General features: G+C 44.4%; 12 protein-coding genes. 9 read left to right on the top strand and 3 right to left on the bottom strand.

What is annotated here, in order from left to right; translation table 11 throughout:
* Nucleotides 1-417: 417 nt before the first annotated feature.
* The 5 genes from ACFQZS_RS18730 (at nucleotide 418) to ACFQZS_RS18710 (ending at nucleotide 5,310) form a co-directional block, all read left to right on the top strand.
* Nucleotides 418-1,428, top strand: coding sequence for a DHH family phosphoesterase (locus ACFQZS_RS18730; RefSeq protein ID WP_377102544.1), 1,011 nt, complete (start codon nucleotides 418-420; stop codon nucleotides 1,426-1,428).
* Nucleotides 1,429-1,430: 2 nt separating this feature from the next.
* Nucleotides 1,431-2,366, top strand: a complete 936-nt coding sequence (locus ACFQZS_RS18725) for an FKBP-type peptidyl-prolyl cis-trans isomerase (RefSeq protein WP_377102543.1) — start codon at nucleotides 1,431-1,433, stop codon at nucleotides 2,364-2,366.
* Between the two features lie 43 nt (nucleotides 2,367-2,409).
* A complete protein-coding gene (locus ACFQZS_RS18720) occupies nucleotides 2,410-3,423 on the top strand; it encodes an FKBP-type peptidyl-prolyl cis-trans isomerase (RefSeq protein WP_377102542.1) in 1,014 nt (337 codons plus the stop codon).
* Between the two features lie 67 nt (nucleotides 3,424-3,490).
* Nucleotides 3,491-4,255: a TatD family hydrolase gene (locus tag ACFQZS_RS18715; RefSeq protein WP_377102541.1), complete on the top strand. Its 765-nt coding sequence runs from the start codon at nucleotides 3,491-3,493 to the stop codon at nucleotides 4,253-4,255.
* A gap of 35 nt (nucleotides 4,256-4,290) precedes the next feature.
* Nucleotides 4,291-5,310, top strand: coding sequence for an asparaginase (locus ACFQZS_RS18710; protein WP_377102540.1), 1,020 nt, complete (start codon nucleotides 4,291-4,293; stop codon nucleotides 5,308-5,310).
* Nucleotides 5,311-5,591: 281 nt separating this feature from the next.
* Here ACFQZS_RS18710 and ACFQZS_RS18705 read toward each other — a convergent pair whose 3' ends face one another.
* The 3 genes from ACFQZS_RS18705 to ACFQZS_RS18695 all read right to left on the bottom strand — a co-directional run bounded on the left by ACFQZS_RS18705 (nucleotide 5,592) and on the right by ACFQZS_RS18695 (nucleotide 10,663).
* Nucleotides 5,592-7,145 carry a carboxylesterase/lipase family protein gene (locus ACFQZS_RS18705; protein WP_377102539.1) on the bottom strand — a complete coding sequence of 518 codons (1,554 nt, stop codon included), beginning with the start codon at nucleotides 7,143-7,145 and terminating at the stop codon, nucleotides 5,592-5,594.
* Between the two features lie 67 nt (nucleotides 7,146-7,212).
* A complete protein-coding gene (locus tag ACFQZS_RS18700; RefSeq protein ID WP_377102538.1) occupies nucleotides 7,213-8,652 on the bottom strand; it encodes a hypothetical protein in 1,440 nt (479 codons plus the stop codon).
* A gap of 16 nt (nucleotides 8,653-8,668) precedes the next feature.
* The gene (locus ACFQZS_RS18695) at nucleotides 8,669-10,663 is read right to left on the bottom strand and encodes a hypothetical protein (protein WP_377102537.1); all 1,995 of its coding nucleotides are present in this window, start codon (nucleotides 10,661-10,663) and stop codon (nucleotides 8,669-8,671) included.
* Nucleotides 10,664-10,899: 236 nt separating this feature from the next.
* Here ACFQZS_RS18695 and ACFQZS_RS18690 point away from each other — a divergent pair, with 236 nt between their 5' ends.
* The 4 genes from ACFQZS_RS18690 (at nucleotide 10,900) to ACFQZS_RS18675 (ending at nucleotide 17,151) form a co-directional block, all read left to right on the top strand.
* Nucleotides 10,900-11,301, top strand: a complete 402-nt coding sequence (locus tag ACFQZS_RS18690) for a hypothetical protein (RefSeq protein ID WP_377102536.1) — start codon at nucleotides 10,900-10,902, stop codon at nucleotides 11,299-11,301.
* Between the two features lie 151 nt (nucleotides 11,302-11,452).
* The gene (locus ACFQZS_RS18685; RefSeq protein ID WP_377102535.1) at nucleotides 11,453-12,535 is read left to right on the top strand and encodes an efflux RND transporter periplasmic adaptor subunit; all 1,083 of its coding nucleotides are present in this window, start codon (nucleotides 11,453-11,455) and stop codon (nucleotides 12,533-12,535) included.
* A gap of 22 nt (nucleotides 12,536-12,557) precedes the next feature.
* Complete coding sequence (locus tag ACFQZS_RS18680; protein ID WP_377102534.1) at nucleotides 12,558-15,725, top strand: efflux RND transporter permease subunit; 3,168 nt, start codon at nucleotides 12,558-12,560, stop codon at nucleotides 15,723-15,725.
* Nucleotides 15,718-17,151 carry a TolC family protein gene (locus tag ACFQZS_RS18675; protein ID WP_377102532.1) on the top strand — a complete coding sequence of 478 codons (1,434 nt, stop codon included), beginning with the start codon at nucleotides 15,718-15,720 and terminating at the stop codon, nucleotides 17,149-17,151. Before ACFQZS_RS18680 ends, ACFQZS_RS18675 begins: the two co-directional genes overlap by 8 nt.
* Nucleotides 17,152-17,232: the final 81 nt, after the last annotated feature.

The following is a 17,232-nucleotide window of genomic DNA, read 5'->3' as shown; positions in this document are numbered from 1 at the left end:
CGGGTGGTGTACGAAAAATAAAACGTGTACAATTACTATCGCAGCTATTGCGATAATAAAACGTATTATTTTATAAGCGAATTTCATTTTTTTTCTTTCTAGGCATTAAGCCATCTTGCACTGCAAATAAGGTTAAGCCATAGGGGACTATGCAAAACTATCACTTATTTACAGAAATTACAAGAAAAACTCAAAAGTTTAACAAATAACCAATTATTCTTTAATTTTTTATTGAAGTATGGCAAAGTTCGTTCCAATATTTAAGTGGGGTTGTAAAAATGACCAAACAGTGTATTATAAAAGACGCCGGCGATGCCTGCAAAAACTAAAAATGCGCCATTAATACTCTCTCATTTTAATTTAAATAATTATGCTTTCATTTTAATTTACATAGATTTGCATCTTTTTAAATAGAGAATGTTAGATACGGGCTCGCTGATTGATCTGTTGGGTCAGCCTCAAAAAATAGTTATTACTACCCATCATAAACCAGATGGTGATGCCCTTGGGTCATCGCTTGGGTTGTACAATTATTTGATCCAATTGGGGCATCATGTCCACGTTATTTCCCCAAGTGATTATCCCGATTTTTTAACATGGCTTCCCGGCAACGAAGAAGTTATCGTTTTTACAGACCGCAGGGAAGAGTCGGCAAGCCTTATTGAGAACGCCACACTTATTTTTTGCCTTGACTTTAATAGCCTTGACAGGATAAACGATATGGGCGAACTTGTACGTGCAAGTGGCGCTTATAAAATAATGATAGATCATCACCTTGATCCTGCAGACTTTGATGACTATCGCCACTGGAATATTAACGCCTGCGCAACAGCGCAACTGGTTTATGATTTTATTGCTAATGTTTTAAACCATAAAGATTATATAAATAAAGATGTTGCAACCGCATTATATACCGGTATAATGACGGATTCAGCATCGTTTAGATTGCCCAATACAACGGCTGATGTTCACCGGGTGGTAGCCGAATTGATTGATAAGGGTGCTGTTAACTGGCGTATACATGAATTGGTGTACAATAGCGCGTCCGAAAACCGCATACGCCTGCTTGGCCATTGCCTAACTAATTGTTTGGAAGTGCTGCCGGAGTTTAACACAGCCATAATAGTGCTTAAAAAACAGGATATTGCTGCTTATGACGTACACACAGGCGACACGGAGGGTATAGTAAATTACGCGCTTTCTATAACAAGTATACGGCTGGCGGCGTTCATTGTTGAGCGAGACGATCAGGTAAAACTATCATTACGCTCAAAAGGTGATTTTCCGGCTAACGAGATCTGTAAACTTTATTTTAACGGTGGCGGGCATCGCAATGCTGCCGGAGGCCAGTCAACCGACACTATTGCACAGGTTGTTGAACAATTCAAATTAATTTTACCAAAATATAAAAAATTACTAATTCAATAAAAATGAGAAAAAACTTAATGTTTTTAGCGCTTGCAGCTGTAGGTTTTGCAAGCTGTAACGGCGGATTTAAACAAGGACCGGGCGGACTTCTATACGATGTACATAGCGAAAAAAGTTCAGCGAAAATTAAAGAAGGCGATTTTGTTGCGGTTTATGTTGTAGTAAAAAACGATGCAGACTCTGTAATATTCAACTCTTATGATGGCAGCCAACCACAATACTTGATAGTGGAAAAACCGCAATTTAAAGGCGATATGATGGACGGCATCAAACTGGTTGGCGAAGGCGATAGTGTTACAATAAAAACGGTGGCAGACAGCGCTTTCAAAGGCGGCCAGCCACGTCCGGATAAATTTAAAAGCAGCAAGTATGTTGTATATGATCTAAAAATAGTTAAAGTTCTGCCAAAAGGAACCCTTACAGACGAGGTGTTTCAACGCGGCATATCAACATATATGCGCGGTCAGGCTGAGTCTGTGAAAAAGCAGGAGCCTGCCAAAATCCAAAAATATATTACTGATAACAAACTGGGTGTAAGCAAAACCGACTCGGGCTTATACTATGTAATTACTAAAGCAGGCACCGGGCCGCTAATGGCGCCAGGGGATACAGCTGTAGTTAATTATGCAGGCAGATTGATGAGCACCGGCAAATTGTTTGATACCAACATTAAATCTGAGGCCGTTGCAGCAAAGCTTGAACGCATAGAAATGCGCCAGTTTCAGCCTATACGCATCCCGGTTGGTATGCCTGCAGGGCAGGAGCAAGTTATACCAGGTTGGAACCAAGGGTTTTTGTTACTTAACAAAGGTGCTAAGGCAACGTTAGTTATCCCGTCTCACTTAGGTTATGGAGAAAGAGGCTATCAGCAAATTCCGGGCAATGCTCCGTTGGTGTTTGATGTAGAGTTAGTTGATATTGTTCATCCAAAAAAATAAAAGTAAAACCACGGCCTTCCGTTAATGGAAGGCCTTTTTTATTATGAAGAAGTTTTTTTTAGTATTAGCTGCGCTTGCTTTTGCTTTTAACGCCGATGCCCAGGATGGTTTTAAGCGTACCAGTAAGGGTACTATTTATCGTATTGTAACAGCTAACCCCGGCGAAAAAATAAAGCTTGACCAAATAATAACCTTCAATATGGTACAGAAAACCGAAAAGGATTCTGTATTGGCCAGCACATATGCCGTAGGAAGGCCCTTTCAGGCCAGGTGCGCTGCTGACGGCGATCTGATGGATCTATTTCCACTGCTTGCAGTAAAGGATAGTGTTATTATTAAAGTGCCTACAGACAGCATCTTTAACGGAAAGGAAGAGACACGCCCTGCCTTCTTCCCTAAGGGTAGCAATTTAATGGTGTTTTTAAAGATTGAAAAAGTGCAATCATTGGATGAAGCCATGGCAGAGCGCAACAAAGCCCTTGAAGAAGAAAGGGCTGTTACTGCTAAATTAGCTACGCAGGAAGCCGGCATCGCATCAACTTATATAGCCGATAATAAATTGCTGCTAAAAACAACCCCTTCAGGACTTAAATACACAGTTACCCAGGCTACCATTAAACGCAAACCTTTGCCCGGTGATACGGTGTATGTACACTACCTTGGCCGTACCCTTGACGGGAAGGTTTTTGACACAAGCATTGAGGCAGAAGCTATTAAATCAGGCACTAAACAAGATGGCCGCGCCTACGAGCCAATATCATTTGCTTTAGGCAGGGGCGAGGTTATACCAGGCTGGGATGAGGGTCTGCAACTGTTAAACGAGGGCTCAAAAGCCACGTTCATTATACCGTCAAAATTAGCATATGGCGAAAGAGGCGCGGGTAATGATATTCCGCCGTATGCTACATTGCGGTTTGATGTTGAGCTGGTTAAAGTAAGCCCGGTTAAGCATACCTTGGCTAAAAAAACGGTTGCTAAGAAAGTAGCAGCAAAAACAACAACGGTTAAAAAAGCAGCAGCACCTGCCGCCAAAAAAGCGGTTGCTAAAAAGCCGTAAGCCTTTTTTACTTAAACATAACAAGCCTCCCCCGTAAAAACAGGGAGGCTTTTTTTATTTTTGCATCATGATATTAACCGATACGCATACCCATTTATATTATGAACAGGATGCCGAAAAGCGCGATGCCTTAATGCAGCGCTGCTTTGATAATGGTATAACGCGGCTGTTTTTACCCAATGTGGATATACAATCAGTAAGTAATATCAATACGCTGCTGCATGCATATCCTCACGCTTGCTTCCCCATGCTGGGCATGCACCCATGCTCGGTAAAAGGCGATTGGGAGGCCGAACTGAATGCCATCAAAAAAAGCGATGTTGGCCCTATTTACGCCATTGGCGAGATCGGTATAGACCTATACTGGGATAAAACCAATCTGCCCGATCAGGTTAAAGCGTTTAAGCAGCAAATAGCCTGGGCTAAAAGTGTTGGCCTACCCATAGTTATACATTGCCGTGAGGCTTTTAACGAGGTTTTTGAGGTGTTGGAGGAAGAAAAAGACGAACTGCTGCGTGGCATTTTCCATTGCTTTACCGGCAATGCAGAACAGGCACAACACGCCATTGATCTGGGTTTTTACCTGGGCGTAGGCGGCGTGGTTACTTATAAAAATGGTGGCCTCGACAAAATTTTACCTCAATTTGATCTGAGCCATATCGTTTTAGAAACAGATTCTCCGTATCTTTCGCCCGTTCCGCACAGAGGCAAACCTAACGAAAGTTCCTATCTGATCTACGTGGCCCAAAAGTTAGCCGAGATCTATCATACCGACGTAGAAAGCGTGGCGGAAATAACTACTGCAAATTCAAAGAAAATATTTGGTGTTTAACAAACGCCTGCATATAAACTAAATTATCCTGATTAATGAGCCAGATACTTATCATCTATACCGGGGGTACAATTGGTATGATGACCGATCCTGTAACCAAAGTGCTTAAGCCCATCAACTTTGAGCAGATCATGGATAATGTACCTGAACTGGAAAAGCTGAACTGTAAGATCAAGGTGCACTCGTTTGATGAAATCATAGACTCATCTAACATGAACCCCGAAATATGGGGTGAACTTGCCGGCCTTATTCAAGACAATTACGACGATGTTGATGGCTTTGTTATACTGCATGGTTCAGATACTATGGCCTTTACAGCTTCGGCCCTTAGCTTTATGCTGGAGAACCTGGCCAAGCCTATCATCTTCACCGGCTCGCAGCTGCCTATTAGTGCCATACGTACCGATGCCAAGGAAAACCTGATGACGGCGATTGAGATAGCCAACGCCAAAAAGAACGACCGTGCACGGGTTCCCGAAGTTTGTATCTATTTTGATTACAAACTGTTCCGGGGTAACCGCTCGTTTAAATACAACTCATCTAAGTTTGAGGCCTTCCGGTCGCCTAATTACCCGATACTGGCCGAGTCTGGTGTGCATTTACGATTTAGCGTGAATGATATCCGCCAGCCAAAAGACGCCCCTTTAACCGTACACAACAACCTTACTAATGACGTTGCCGTACTTAAGCTTTACCCCGGCATTGGACCAAAGGTGGTTGAGGCCATTTTAGGTGCCGACGTGCGCGGCATCGTAATGGAAACCTTCGGTGCCGGCAACACCGCTACCGACCAATGGTTTATAGACCTGCTTAAACAGGCTATTGACAGCGGCAAGGTAATAGTTGATATATCGCAATGTAAAGTAGGCACAGTGGAGTTGGGCCGCTACGAAACCAGCAAGCAATTGAAAGATATAGGCGTTGCTAACGGTTACGATATGACTTACGAAGCCGCCGTTACCAAGATGATGTACCTGCTGGGCCAATCTACCGACCCTAAGGAGGTTAAGGAGCTGATGGAGGTGGATCTGCGGGGCGAGTTGACGGTTTCTTAAGTGTAAGTTGTATATGTTTTGTCCCGCGCGTGTGTGAGACAGGATGGGACACTCTGGGACACTTTTTTGGGTAAATAATTGATTTTTAATTCCTTGCTATTGGGGGATGGGACAAAGTGGGACAACTTATTCGTCAGGAAATTTAGCTGTAAATTGCATATAAAAATCTGATTATCAGATACCTTATAAAATATCGGATTTTTGTCCCACTTTCGCCCGGAAATAGGTTTATACTTCGGCTTGTGGCCCTGCCGGCTGGTAATCCAGAACGTAACAAGTTCCTACTTAATCAACCCCTCCATCAAGGCATACCTTGCCACCGTATTATCAGGTAAACCTTTGCTGTCTGCATCAAGTACCATCACCTTTTTGGTGCCTTTGCCCTGTATCGTATCCCATTGGGGCAAACCATTGGCGTTAGGGTTGCCGGTTTTAATAAAATTGGCAAAAAAGTCGTGCATTACCTGTGCTGTTTTAAGGTCCTCAGGGGTCCAGTTATAAACTTTGTTGTAGTGCAGGTTTCCCATAGCATACTCTATCTCTGCCGAGTGCACAGCGCCGGTAGGGGCCTCTGCCTCGGTAGCCAATTTAGGGCGCGGGCGGGTATATAAATAACGGTATACCGGTGCACTTTGGGTGCGCGCCTGCATATCTATCAGTTTCCAGGTACTGAAAGCGATAAAGCGATCGGATGCCAGGGCGTTGCCTGATGCGATAATTTCTTCTTTAGTAGTTGCCGGGTATTGCTGCAACACTTCAGCAGCTTTATCCGGATATAAACGTTGTATGGCCGCTTTGTAATTCTCGGGCGTAGCCGCAACGTTTCTGCCTAAAATACTTTTATAATCGCCTTCGGCTGAGTTCCATCCGGCTAAAAGTGCTACGTGCATCTGTTTTCCCGCCGCGAAAATTTCCTGTGGTTGCTGCGGCAGAAAATAGCCATCTACCGTACAGCCAAAACGACCGCTGGCACCCCATTTCAATAAAGAGTCTGCCGGAATTTTGCGCAGATCCGCCACGCTTGCTGCCTTAACTTTTGCGGCAAAGGCTACACCCGCCTGCTCTGCAGTTGCCAGTGGTGTTGGAGACAAATTACCCAGCAATGCGCCACTTTCTGCAATTGCACCCCTGAACAGTCCTTTAGACAATGGCGATGCCATTTGCGCCGATACCGCCATAGAGCCTGCGGATTCGCCGGCAATGGTAACTTTATCCGGGTCGCCGCCAAATGCAGCTATATTCTTTTTAACCCAAAGTAACGCGGCATGCAGATCCATCAATCCGTAATTGCCCGAAGCGTGTTGCGGAGATTCTTTGGTTAGCTCAGGGTGAGCCATAAAGCCAAATACGCCCAAACGATAATTTACCGTAAGCGCCACAATGCCTTTTTTGGCCATGCTTTCGCCGTCATACCGCCCTTCAGAACCATCGCCGGTGCGGAAACCGCCGCCATAAAAATAGACCAGCACAGGCAATTTCTCGCCGGCTGCTTTGGCGGGGGTCCAAACGTTAAGGTAAAGACAGTCTTCGCTTTTGCCGTTGCTGCGAAAGATCATATCACTATACAATGGTTGCTGCATAGCCTGCGGGCCAAAATGATCTGCCTTAAGCACGCCGCTCCAGTTATCAGCAGGCTGCGGGGCTTTCCAGCGCAGATCGCCAACAGGTGGCTTTGCAAACGGGATACCCTTGAATGAGCGGATGCCACTGGTTTCGGTTACGCCTTGTACAATGCCATTGGCTGTTTTTATCTGCGGACTGGTGGTCATATTTTGCGCGTTGGTGGTCATTACCGCAGCAAGTGCTGCGATAAGCAAGTATATCTTTTTGTTCATAAAGCCTGATGCTTATAGGTTCAATACAAACTTAATTATTTGTTGTAGTTTTTTGTATAACGCCAAACTAAAAATTGTAGATATACGCAAACAACAGCCCCATAGAAAAATGGCTGGCTTTGGTTTTAAGCAGCTCTCCCTGCAAAATATTCTGTTCTGTTGGGGTATCAAAGTTGATGGATTGCTTATAGTTATTGGTGCTGCCGTAAGCAAACATAAAGCCTGTGCGCAGGTTAAACTTGCGCTTTTTTACATTGGTGCCCAATTGCCAGCGAATGTTGTTCCAGTTGGTAGTGTTGTATGGGTAACCCGTGTTGCCCTGGTTCAAAGCATCGCTGGCATAGCTCATATCTGTCCGTATGGATGCGTAGCCGGTTAGGTTAGGCTTTAAAAGATAACTTACTCCCACGCCGAAGTTTATTACCGCTCTGCGGGCATCTGTTAGCTTAAGCTGGTCGGGGGTATAAATAGATGCAATATTGCTGCCCCTGGCAAAGTAATCTTTGGTTGGCGTAAGGATATTGTAGAACGGCACGTCCTTAAAATACTCGGTAGTAAAGTTTATTTGCCCTTTATTGTTGTTAAAGTCGCGGGCATAGCCCAAGGCTACGCTAACGGGCATTTTCCAGGTTGCCGCCATGCTGGTTTGCCGGGCATTGGCAAGCAGGTTAATGGGGCGCTCCGTAGGTGATGGGCGAAGGTTGTTGAGCTCTACGTCGCTTAATACAGTACCATTGCCGTATAAGCGCATAAGCGGGGTGGTTATTACCAGACCCAGATGATTGCTTCCATCATCGTATGACATTCCTGCTTTAAAACGCATACCCAGGTGAAAAAAGTCGGCTTGATAGCCCTCGTGTGTTGCTACATAATTTAAGGCGTTATCGCGCATGTTATTTCTAAAAGCCCTGGCGCTGTAATAACCGCTAAAAAAATAATGGCGCAACCCAGCCTCGCCTGTAAAACCCAGGGCTATCTTATCAGAAACCTTAAAACCAACACTTAGTAAACTTGATGTATAGCTTGATTTGTTTTGTACGGAGTATTGGCCCAAAAAACTCTCTTTGCCGGGGGCGTTATTTAAGTCGGGGATGTCAATGTCTGAGTTGCCTTGCTGGTTAGCCTGGTAGTTGATCTCCGGGTCATGCAAAAAGGCGTAACCAATGGTAAATGCTTTGCCTACATCCAGGTGCAAGGTGCCCGAACCCGTAACCGGAATAATATTAGCGTACACAGAGCGCAGGTCTTTATTAACCCCTGTACCGTCTTTTACGTTGATGAGCTGCCATTGGTATAAGTTACCGCTAATAGCCGCCGAGTTTTTTAGAGAATAGGCCAGCAAGGCCGGATTATAAAATACCACACCACTATCCCGATTATTGGCTACCACGCCGCCCGGCATTACAAAGCTACCTGCAGAAAAGTTGGCCGCCCAATAATGGGTATCTTGCCCGGCAGCCTTTAATGCCATCAATAACAAAAAGCTTATCAGTACACGTTTTATCATCCTACAACAATATAAGCTATTTAGTGTAAATAGCGCTTTTATTCAATTCCACGCAGTAATCGGTTATCCAGGCGCCCGCCATATCTACATATAAAATGTTGGGCTTGTTTTTTTTATTGATGGTGCCATCGCCCGCCCACTCTTTTAATTTAAGCGGAAGGGATTTGTTGCCATACAGGGCAAGGTCGCGAATGCTTTTATTTTTGCGAATGAGGTTGGTTAAAAGGATAGCGCCATTAACAATGGGGCTTATCCGCTCATCCTGAAAGTCATTACATACCAGCGCCGCTTCGTCGGCCGCTTGTGTTAGTTGCCAGTCAAGCCGTACCAGATCATTGTTTTTAACCTTGCCCGTCATTTCAATCAGAAACGCTTGCTGGCCCTGTAGTAATTTATTAAGCGCGTTGGTGGCGGCATACGCCCTTCGAAAATTTACGAAAGCTGCTGAGCCGGTGCCGATGGTAGTACTGCCAACCAGTTTGTCGGTTGTATTATACCCCTCAAATAACAGTACTGCTTTACCGGCCACATCGGCCAAAGTAACTTCGTTCAATGGTTTATCAATAACATATACCAGGTCTTTGCCCAGTTTAGCTATCATATCATTAGCTACCCTTTGCGCCGGAGCTTCCTTTTCGCAAAAATGGGTCAGGGTCAATAAAACAAACTCTTTGTTGTTGGTATGCAAAAACTGTTTTACCCCACTCAAAGCGTCATCAAACTTTTCGCCATAGCCGCCCCCTACAGCCTCGCTCATACAATCAGACGAACTGTGCTTGGTGTATAGTTCTTTATTGAACTCGCCAATACGCAGGTCAAACATGCGTATTCCCTGGTCAAGCTGTGTTTTTATATTTTGCGATTGGGTAAGTGTATTACACTCGTTAATAGTGCCTTTTTGCTGCCCGCCGGTTGCGGTAAGTACAGACATTCCCGCATCATGCGAGCCGGGTATAACAATGTCTTTCAGCGTATAATGCATTTTTTCCGGATAAAAAACATCCTCTATCCACGATGCCGGATCATAGCTGGTAAAAAAGCTAAGGCGTATTTTCTTATCCGTGCCAACAAAGGCCAGGATAAACTTTTTATCGTCAACAGTGGCTATAGATGCCGGCAGCCTGGTAGTAAAATCGTTTGATAATGTAATGGTATTGGTAAGCGGCCCCTCTTTCTGCCCCGTTGCATAATTAAGGCGATTATCTCCGGCACCTTTCCAGATATAAAACAACCTGTTCGCATCAAAAACGTGGTAAACGGCCGGTGTTGTGTTTGATTTTGCGAAGCTTTTAGGCGGTGCCCAGGCGTCTGTACCTGCCTGGTAATCCATATAATAGGTTTTATTCTCCCCGAAACCTTTATAAGTTATCCGCGCGCTTGTGTTGTTTAACGATACAAGAAATGGGTAATCAGCACTTTTCACATTCGGAATAGCCTTTATTGTGGCATTAGTGAAGGTGCCGTCGGCATCTACGTCAAAAAGTGCATACACCATTTGATTTTTAGCATTGCCGTGTCCGGTGATCATCAGGCGGTTACCCAATGCAGCTGATGTTACGCCGGATGTTAATTTAGCATTTAGCACCGCTGTGTAAACCTTTTGTGTATTAAAGCTGGTATCTGTGGCGTTTATTATGTACTTGAAGGTTCCGTCGGCAGCTATCCATGATAGATAAAGCCTGCCGTTTAACTTACTGAATACCGGGGCAAAATTGCTTTGCGCGTCAGATAGTTGTTCTTCGTGCTGCGAGGCTATAGCCGCATATTGTTTGCCCAGATACCTGAGGTGTATTTTCCCCGTTTTTCCTATCTCCTTCCACGATACAAAAAAGCCCCCTTTATAATTAGTAATGTCAACAGCGTTGTCTGTGGTTGCGCCGGGCATAAACTCAACAGGCTCCCCAAAGCTAAGGCTCTGCGCAGTTAATTTGCCGCACATAAACAGCACCAGGGCAGCAACAAAAACCATAGCTATATTACAGCGTTTAAAATTCACAACTAAGGGCTTCAATTGGTTTAAAGTAAAGCTAATTTAAAAACTATGCCATAATTAAAAAATTAAGACACTGTGCTGGCAGGTTGTATGTTATAGCACAGATTGCAAGCGCTTTGTAAAAAAACGCAGTAACAACTTTTGCGGCATAATTAATGCGTACGGTTAACGTTGTTGCAATTAATGGTAAAGTCTGTATTACAAACACTTGTTTATATACAACTTATCAAACTTTTATTACTTTTGCCACCCGAATGAAGTTTATCCTTGTGATATTGTGTTTTTTTATATTGCTTCACAAAAGCAATTCGAACGCGTCTGCTGCACGTTCGGGACACACTGTTGCCATTAAAGCCTTCGCTTTAGAACGGAAAAAATCCGACGCGCTTAAAACTTCAGACAGTAATACAAACATCAGCGAATTTGACAGCTCCAACTCCGTATCTCAATTTATACTTTGGGATTGTGAAGAGAGTGAAGAGGATGGCTTTATTTGCGATGTAAAATTCAAAATTCTAAGTAGCTTTTACTTAACGCTTTCGCCGTTATATCAGGTTATTTCCGGCAGCTTAAAACCGGGGTTTACAACGCACGATCGTTTAAACCCACAAGCCGTTTGCGCCAAATATCTCGCTCAGAGATCAATCCGTATCTGAGTACTCCCTTGCTTCCATTTTAGGAAACGATAGCAAAGCTGTTATCCGCCGCGCTGTAACGCCTGGCTTTTAACGTCTTGTTATCTGTAAAGGCTCAATGCGGCTCTTCTGTGTTTCCTACATCCCAATGCTAATTTTCTTAAATAATAATATGAACAAAATTGTGGTGCTTGCCGGTATAATTGCCCTGTTGGGCCAGATCGGCTGTACGTCAAAAACCGAAGAAAAAGTTGAGGCCGCTACCTATACAGTAACAGGCCCGTTAATGGTAGACACCTCTTTTACCAAAGAATACGTGTCGCAGATCCGTGCTGTGCGCGATATTGAGATCCGCTCGCAGGAAAAAGGATTTCTACAAAATATTTATGTTGATGAAGGGCAATATGTAAAAGCCGGCCAGCTTTTATTTAGAATAATGCCCAAAATGTATGAGACCGAGGCTTTAAAGGCCGAAGCCGAGGTAAAACAAGCTGAGGTTGAGCTATCCAATACGCAAAGCCTTGCAGATAAAGACATCGTATCAAAAAACGAGCTTGCAATGGCCAAGGCCAAACTGGCGGGTGCTAAAGCCGGCCACTCGCTTGCCAACATTCATTTATCTTTTACAGAAATCAGGGCTCCATTTAGCGGATACATTGACCGCATACCTAAAAAGCTGGGTAGCCTTATTGATGAAGGTGAACTGCTTACCTCCCTGTCAGACAACAGCGACGTGTACGCTTATTTTAACCTATCTGAGCCGGAATACCTGAATTATCAGGAAGATAAAAAAGGGCGCGCAGACACAAAAGTTAATTTGCGTTTGGCAAATGGCAATCTTTTGAAATATAAAGGCGAAGTACAAACAGTGGAAAGCGAGTTTGAAAATGAAACCGGCAATATCGCGTTTCGCGCAAAATTCCCTAATACCGACGGGCTTTTACGCAATGGGCAGACCGGCAAAATTTTAATGACCGTTCCGCTTAAAAACACACTGATCATCCCGCAGAAGTCAACTTACGAGATACAAGACAAAAAATATGTTTTTGTAATTGGCAAGGACAATGTTGCTCGTTCGCAGCCGATAACCATCCGCGGCGAACTGCCCGATCTGTATGTAATTGACACCGGTTTAAAATTAGGCGATAAACTGTTGCTTGACGGTATTCAATCAGTAAAAGATGGTGATAAGATCAAATTCAAATTTGAAAACCCTGCAGAAGTGATGACAAGCCTGAGATTAAAGGCTGAATAAATTCATTTATATAGAAATTAAAATGTTCAACAAATTAATACAGCGACCTGTACTTTCAATAGTAATATCGCTGCTTATAGTTTTTTTGGGGGTGCTTGCCCTGGTGGGGTTACCTGTAACGCAATTCCCCTCCATATCACCTCCGAAAGTAAACGTTATAGCCGACTACCCTGGTGCTAATAACGAACTTTTGATCAAAGCGGTTGTGATACCGCTTGAAAAAGCATTAAATGGAGTGCCCGGCATGAAATATATGACCGCCGATGCCGGTAACGACGGTGAGGGCGCTATACAGGTTGTGTTTAACCTGGGTACTGACCCAAACCAGGCAACGCTGAATGTTCAAAACCGTGTGGCTTCCGTTGTAAACAAACTTCCGCCGCTGGTAGTGCGCGAAGGGGTGAAAATATCCCGCGAGGAATCAAACATGCTGATGTACATCAACCTGTACAGCGAAGACCCGCACACCGATCAGAAATTCCTTTTCAACTTTGCAGATATCAATCTTTTATCTGAGCTAAAGCGTGTTGATGGTGTGGGTTTCGCGGATATATTAGGTAATCGTGAATACGCTATGCGGATATGGCTAAAACCCGACCGCATGCTGGCCTATAAAATATCAACCGACGAGGTGATGAAAGCCCTTGATGAGCAAAGTTTAGAGGCATCGCCGGGTAAAACAGGCGAAAGCTCGGGTAAGCGGTCGCAATCTTTTGAGTATGTACTAAAATATCCCGGCCGTTTTACCACTAAAGAACAGTATGAAAAAGTGGTACTGCGCTCAACCCCGGATGGTGAAATTCTGCGCCTTAAAGATGTAGCAGACGTTGAGTTTGGCAGCTCCATGTACGATATTTACTCCAGCTTAAATGGCAAGCCATCAGCGGCTATCGTTTTAAAACAATCATACGGCAGCAACGCCAGTAAGGTTATTGAAAACGTAAAAGCCAAGCTGGCTCAAATAAAGGCACGCTCGTTCCCTAAAGGGATGAACTACGAGATAAGCTATGACGTATCCAAGTTTTTGGATGCTTCAATAGAAAAAGTTATCCATACGCTTGTTGAGGCCTTTATACTTGTAGGCCTTGTAGTATTTATTTTCCTGGGCGATTGGCGCTCAACCCTTATTCCTGCCATAACTGTTCCGGTGTCGCTTATAGGTACGTTTATGTTTATGCAATTCTTTGGCATCACATTAAACCTTATAACACTGTTTGCATTGGTTTTGGCAATAGGTATAGTTGTAGATGATGCCATTGTGGTGGTTGAAGCCGTACACGCCAAAATGGAAACCAAGCACCTTGGCCCCCGCAAAGCAACCATAGAAGCTTTAAAGGAGATCAGCGGGGCTATCGTTGCCATAACATTCGTAATGGCGGCGGTATTTATTCCGGTGGCGTTCATGTCTGGACCGGTAGGTGTGTTTTACCGCCAGTTCTCTATAACCATGGCAACTTCTATTATACTATCGGGTTTGGTGGCTTTAACACTTACCCCGGCATTGTGTATAATAATGCTTAAGAACAACCATGGCAAAGAACAAAAGCAAGGCATAATTACCAAACTCTTAATAGGTTTCAACAAACGGTTTGACAAGCTGGGGGGGCGTTACAGTGGCATATTAGAGGAAATTGTAACCCGCAGAACGCTGACCTTTGGTGTACTTATTGCCTTTTGTGCCGGTATTTGGTTTTTAAACGGTGCCGTTCCATCGGGTTTTATCCCGAATGAGGACCAGGGGATGGTTTATGCCATTATACAAACGCCACCCGGATCATCATTAGAGCGGACCAACCAAATTGCAGAACGTTTGCAGAAAATATCCGAAGATGTTGATGATGTACAATCTGTATCATCACTAGCCGGCTACGAAATACTTAACGAGGGCACCAGCGCCAACTCCGGTACTTGTTTGATCAATTTGAAAGGCTGGGACGAGCGCAAGCATAGTGTTCAGGATGTGATTAAGGAGCTGGAGGAAAAATGTAAGGACATAACCGGTGCGCAGATAGAGTTTTTCCAGCCTCCGGCAGTTCCGGGATATGGTGCCGCGGGAGGTTTTGAGTTGCGCATGCTTGATAAAAGCGGATCCGGCGATTTCAAAAAAATGGAATCGATAAACAGAGACTTTGTTGCCGACTTAAGCAAACGGCCTGAATTAGCATCGGTATTTAGTTTTTACAGCGCTAGTTTTCCGCAATACCGTTTAGATATTGATAATGATCTGGCGCAGCAAAAAGGAATAACCATTGATAATGCCATGAATAATCTGTCCACACTTATTGGCAGTAACTACGAGATCAACTTCATCAAATTTGGGCAGCAGTATAAGGTTATAATACAGGCATTGCCGCAATACAGGGCATTACCAGAGGACGTGTTGAAGCTTTATGTAAAAAATGACCGGGATGAAATGGTGCCGTACTCGGCATTTATGAAAATGACAAAGGTTTACGGGCTATCAGAGATCACCCGGCATAATATGTACAACTCTTCAGAAATAAGCGGATCTGCAGCTCCTGGTTACAGTAGCGGTACAGCTATTAAGGTTATTCAGGAGGTAGCCGCCAAGAGTCTTCCACGCGGCTATGATATTGAGTGGGCGGGTATCTCAAAAGACGAATCGTCAAGAGGTAACGAGGCTATATACATTCTGCTTATCTGTCTGGGCTTTGTTTATCTTATCCTTTCCGCACAGTACGAGAGTTTCATTTTGCCTTTGTCAGTTATCTTGTCGCTTGCCGCGGGCATATTTGGCGCATTGTTTTTTCTATTGGTGTTTCATCTGGAAAACAACATTTACGCGCAGGTGGCCATCATTATGCTAATTGGTTTGCTGGGCAAAAACGCTGTTTTGATAGTGGAGTTCGCGGCGCAGCGTCATCGCGCCGGTGATAGTGTGTTCCAGTCTGCAATTCAGGCCGCCAAGGTTAGGTTCAGGCCTATTTTAATGACCTCGTTCGCATTTATTGCCGGATTAATTCCGCTGGTTTTTGCAACCGGCCCGGGTAAACTAGGCAACAGAACAATTGGTAGCGCCGCCGCGGGGGGTATGCTTATAGGTACTATTGTAGGTTTGCTGGTTATCCCCGGCCTGTACTACGTATTCGGTTCCATTGCGGCAAAATACCAGTTTGTTAGTGACGAAGAAGAAAACCCGTTAACCGAAGAAATTGAAAACAATGTTTAAATTAAAGAAAATAGCCTACTATGCCATTTCGGGCATATGTATTATAGCTGCCGGGTGTAAAATCCCGGCAGTAACCCAGTCCGCAGGCATGCGGCCGGGGCCGGCATCATACAACACCAGTATGGATACCCTGAATGCCGCGGCTACTAACTGGCGCAGCTTTTTTAAGGATAAGTACTTGAATGGTCTGATAGATACCGCGCTTAACAACAATCAGGAATTGCTGATAACCTTGCAGGATATTGAATTGGCGAGGAATGACATAAGGATAAGAAAGGGCGCTATGCTACCCACTGTTGGTTTGCGTACGGGTATTGGTGTTGATAAAGTAGGCCGCTATACCAGCCAGGGAGCGGGCGATGCCTCAACCGAAATTGCTCCTGGAAAAGAAGTGCCGGAAGCACTGATGGATTATTCTGTTGCGGCTGTGGCCAATTGGGAGGTTGATATCTGGAAGAAGTTAAGTAACGCTAAACAGGCCGCTGTTAAACGCTACCTGTCAACCATTGAGGGCAAGAACTTTGTTTTGAGCAACCTGGTGGCTGAAGTTGCCAATTCGTATTATGAATTGGAGGCGCTGGACAATCAACTGGATATTGTACGCCAAACCATAACGCTGCAAAAGCAAGCGCTTGAGGTAGTAAAACTTCAAAAAAACGCATCGCGTGCTACAGAGCTTGGCGTTCAGAAATTTGAGGCAGAAGTGTTGGGTTCGCAAAGCCGCGAGTTCGACCTCTTACAACAAATAAAAGAAACCGAGAATCGTATTAACTTTTTATTAGGACGTTATCCGCAGGAGATCCCGCGCGATAAGGCAAGTTTTATGGCGGGTGTGCCCACACTCATCAACTTCGGCGTACCGGCACAGATGCTTGAAAACCGCCCCGATATAAGGCAGGCCGAGTTTGAATTGGCCGCAGCAAAACTGGATGTAAGTGCTGCGCGGAAGGAGTTTTATCCATCGCTTAATATTTCGGCGGCTGTGGGTATACAGGCTTACAATCCGTCTTACCTTGTAAAACTTCCCTCATCCATATTATGGAATCTGGCCGGAGAACTTACTGCTCCGTTAATTAATCGTAACGCAATAAAAGCCGAATATTTTAATGCTAACGCAAGGCAGCAGCAAGCCCTTTACAATTACCAGCGCACGGTACTCAACGCGTATATGGAAGTGTCTACAGAGCTTTCTCGTATTGATAACCTGGAGAAAAGCTATGACCTGAAGTCAAGGCAGGTAGGCGCGCTAACCCGGTCAATAGATATAGCGAATGACTTGTTCAAGTTTGCCAGGGCAGATTACTTTGAGGTGTTAATGACACAGCGCGATGCGCTGGATTCAAAACTGGAAATGGTTGAAACCCGCAAGGCGCAGCTTGTGGCAACAAGCAATATATATAAGTATTTAGGCGGAGGGTGGAGATAGCATAAAGAAGCTGGTTTAGTTGGTTAACCGGAAGTTGCTCATATTGTGGCGATATTATTATCGCTGCAATATGGCAGCGCC

The sequence above is a fragment of the Mucilaginibacter calamicampi genome (assembly GCF_042676765.1).
Classification (GTDB): Bacteria; Bacteroidota; Bacteroidia; order Sphingobacteriales; family Sphingobacteriaceae; genus Mucilaginibacter; species Mucilaginibacter calamicampi.
Note: the sequence above shows the minus strand (reverse complement) of the source record. Positions and strands in the feature narration are given on the sequence as shown.